We start from the raw sequence: 3,740 nt of genomic DNA, 5'->3' as shown, positions 1-3,740 counted from the left end.
AGGAAAATGGGAAGAGCTCCGGGCTTGGCCTGGCCTCCGCCTATGGCATCATTGAACAGGCCGGCGGAGTGATCATGCCATATAGCGAACCGGGGAAGGGCACCATCATGAAAGTGCTGTTACCCGCTTTACAGATCAGATCTGGGGCTTCCGATGCGGATCGGGCTGCTGCCTCCGGGCGGGGAAAAGGCCAGAAAATCCTCATCGTGGAGGATGAGGACGCGCTATGCAAAATCCTGCAAAAGATGCTCACCAATCTGGGCTATAAGGTGGAGTGCAACAACTCCTCCCTGCTTGCCCTGAAACGCTTTGAAAAGGGAGAGAAGTTCGATGTCGTGATCACCGATGTGGTGATGCCATCCATGAACGGCAAGGATCTCGCGGACGCCATCCGAAGAATAAACCCGGAGCAGAAGATGATCTATATGTCCGGCTTCGCGGACGATGTGATCGCACAGCATGGGATCATCGACCCCGATCTGCCCTTCATCCAAAAGCCTTTCTCTGCCAAACTGATAGGTCCGCTGATCAGCGGTCTGCTGGCAGAGAGTAATGCCAAACTCAAGCTGCTGATTCTGGATGATGAAGAAGGTATCTGCAAGCTCTTCCAACGCAGTTGTCACAAGCGCGGCCACGAATGCGACAAGGCTGGCAGCCCCGCGGAAGCGTTGGCCCTGCTATCCCGCAATCAATACGATATGCTGCTGGTGGATCTGAACCTGGGTGGAGTAAACGGGCTGGACGCCATCGCTGAAATCCGGGAACTGGGCTGTAAAGCTCCTGTAATCCTACTATCCGGCATGCTACAGGAAGGCGTTTTCGATCGTTTTGAGAGCCTGGGAGTGCTGCGCGCCTTTGAAAAGAGCTTTGATAATACCCCCATCCTGCAGTACATCGAAAGCCATCTTCAGGGATCGTAAACATCACACCACAGCCAGCAAGTCACACAGCGATGGAGTTGAAGGGATACGTAGCCCTGTTCCTGCACCAATGTGATTGATCGCGTCACCCCTATTGGCAGAGTAGAAGATGTAATATTTGCAGACATGGAATAATATATGCATGACACCATGATATACATCATGATATAGATAATTACAAATATGGAAGAATGAAGGATAACCAATGCGTAATGCCAAGTACTCTATGCGATTGATTTGTCTATTGTTGATCGGTTGTATTTTACACTCCTGTGCCAGGTATAGCTATTTTGAAACACCCAAAAGCACTCCTCCTGACTTTCAGGGCCGGATGCTAAAAATGATCTTTCCGGAGCAGCCAGACCACCCCTATTATCTTAGCAACCTCACTTTTGCTGATGGGCTGATAAGCGGCTCTGTACCCCAAGGATCGAATTTCTTTCCGCAAAACAGCAAGTATATTTACAACGTGTATCTGCTCCCCCAGACGCCCATACCGGATTCCCTGTCTACTGAGTATCAGCTTCCCATGGAAAGCATTGATAGAATTGAGGTTTACGATTTAGATCTGGGAAAATCAATAGTCCTGTCCACCTTAGCCATTGGGACTACGTTCCTAGTATCTTGCAGTATATTTTTAGCGTTCATCATCCTCACCAAGGAGTCATGTCCTTTCGTATTTGCCTACAATGGCAGTGAGTTTGAGTTTACGGGCGAGATATACGGCGGAGCCATTTTCCCCACTCTGGAACGGGACGACTATATGCCCCTGCCAAACCTACAGCCCAAGGGCAATGAGTACCAATTGAGGATGGATAACCTCGCCGAAGAGATTCAATATACCAATCTGGCGGAGCTGCAGGTGGTTGACCACCCCAAGGGAACTTCCCTGCTGGTGGATCGCCTGGGGATATTCCACACGGTAAAGGATCCCAAAGCGCCATTATCCGCCATCTCGGGAACCGGTGAGGACGCCATGCCGCTGGTTTCAGCCAAAGACGAACACAGCTACCGGGGCGATGACTCTCAGGATGCCAGTGAGAGCATGGATGCCCTGCACCTGAAGTTTCCCGCGCCAAAAGACAAAGCCAATGCCAGGCTGATCCTCAAAGCGCGCAATTCCATCTGGCTGGATTACACTCTGGGACAGTTTTTGAACATGTTTGGCAGCAAGTACGACCGCTGGTACTCCATGAAATCGAGGCAAAAGAACGGCGTGGACTATGAATGGTCACTCAACCAGGGTATCCCGCTATCGGTTTATCTGAAGCAGGATGGCGCCTGGAAATACCTGGATCATTTCCCCGTGGTGGGTCCCATGGCAGATCGTGAGATGCTGATGCATCTGGATTTGAGCGGATTTGATGGCGACGAGATCGAACTAAAGCTGCAATGCGGTGCCAAATTCTGGGAGATCGACTATGTAGCTCTGGACAGCTCAGCGCCGGGACGAATCTATCGCCAGAATGTCGGATTACAAAAGGCCGTTACCACTGAGGGAGAGGACGTTACAAAACTGCTGACCAAGCGAGACAAGAAGTATTTTGTGCAGCCTAAAGTGGGCGACAGCGCTGTGCTCAGCTATCCGGTACCGGCAGCTCGTGACGATAGCGAACGTACCGTAATCTTACACAGCCGCGGGCATTATAAGGTGATCAGAAAAGCTAAAGGCGATCCCGATATCGCTTCCATTACAGAGATTCGCCAGCCCGGCAAGTTTGCTGAGTTTTCACGCAAGAACTATCTCAATTTTGTTGCCAGATATGCAACGCAGAATTAGCGGACACGCCCAGGATACCAAGAGATAACGAAGAAGGAGATATCATGAATCATTTTTTTAGTAAGATGTTGTGCGCAGCCATCCTGCTGGCTGGGGCCACGGGATTATCGGCACTTGGAGATGTTCGGACCGGCATAATGACCACGGCCATTCCCAAAAACGGAGTAAGATTCTTTTATTCAAACGGTTTCCAAAGCCGTTCGGTGAAGGATAACTCTGATAACAATAACCTTAAAACCAGTATCGGTATTGGTGGCGGAACCGCCAGTCTGCTGCTAAGTCCCCGTACGGAGGCATCTGTCTGGATCTCACATAATAATAGTGATACATGCTTTGAATTGCACGGCAAGTATCTGCTGCGAAGTGCCGATGATTATCACTTCAGCATTGGTCTGGGTGCATACAATTCAGAGGGTGTGAAGAAAGACACTGCTAATGGTGTAAATTATGAAAGAGATAGATGTGTGGTAAATGGAATTATGGTGCCGATTTTGTATAGCTTGGACACTAAGTATAACGTGCTGATGAATGTCGGAGCCGCTATAAACTACGATTGGGTGACCATCAGTGGTGCTGAACGTTTCTACAATAGTGATTCGCACCAATGGATCATCAAAAAGTATAAACATGATCCCGTGGGAGTTTTGCGGGGACAGCTTGATTATAGCCTCGAAGCCAACGCTAGTAGTCTTACGATGTTGCTGGAGAACGGTATCAGCTTTGTGGATGCGGGGGATCAGGGTTTGCGACGCATCTACAACATCGGCATCATGCTTGGGATCAGCTTCTAAGCACACTCTTTGTGCGTCCCTAAGTATAGCTTGTCTGATCCCGATATCGGCATATCATATCTTTCAGATATACATTGGGGGTTATTATGCAGTTACAGATCGGAATAGATGGAATGCACTGCGCGTCCTGCAGTGCAAATGTTGAGAAAGCGCTCAGCGCGCTTCCCGGAGTAAATAAAGCGCACGTAAACCTCGCCTTGGAAGAGGCGATGGTAGAGTACGATGAGCGGAAGCTGAAGCAGGACAGGA

Annotated in this window: 4 protein-coding genes; all 4 read left to right on the top strand. The window is 49.6% G+C overall.

Annotated features, from left to right (window positions below):
- Nucleotides 1-920, top strand: a 920-nt coding sequence (locus PHF32_08670) for a response regulator (protein MDD4560788.1), incomplete at its 5' end; no start/stop codon positions are given.
- A 205-nt stretch (nt 921-1,125) separates the two neighbouring features.
- Complete coding sequence (locus PHF32_08665; GenBank protein MDD4560787.1) at nt 1,126-2,700, top strand: hypothetical protein; 1,575 nt, start codon at nt 1,126-1,128, stop codon at nt 2,698-2,700.
- Between the two features lie 44 nt (nt 2,701-2,744).
- On the top strand, nt 2,745-3,491 hold the full coding sequence (locus tag PHF32_08660; GenBank protein ID MDD4560786.1) for a hypothetical protein: 747 nt from the start codon (nt 2,745-2,747) through the stop codon (nt 3,489-3,491).
- 86 nt (nt 3,492-3,577) lie between these two features.
- Nucleotides 3,578-3,740 (top strand): heavy metal-associated domain-containing protein (locus PHF32_08655; GenBank protein ID MDD4560785.1); only part of this gene is annotated, 163 nt, incomplete at its 3' end.

The organism is Candidatus Cloacimonadota bacterium (assembly GCA_028706475.1).
Lineage (GTDB): Bacteria > Cloacimonadota > Cloacimonadia > Cloacimonadales > Cloacimonadaceae > UBA5456.
Note: the sequence above shows the minus strand (reverse complement) of the source record. Positions and strands in the feature narration are given on the sequence as shown.

What these genes read in the sequence shown, in the direction of transcription:
- PHF32_08665 (MDD4560787.1), top strand. Translation starts at nt 1,126, where the DNA reads ATGCGTAATGCCAAGTACTCTATGCGATTGATTTGTCTATTGTTGATC.
- PHF32_08660 (MDD4560786.1), top strand. Translation starts at nt 2,745, where the DNA reads ATGAATCATTTTTTTAGTAAGATGTTGTGCGCAGCCATCCTGCTGGCT.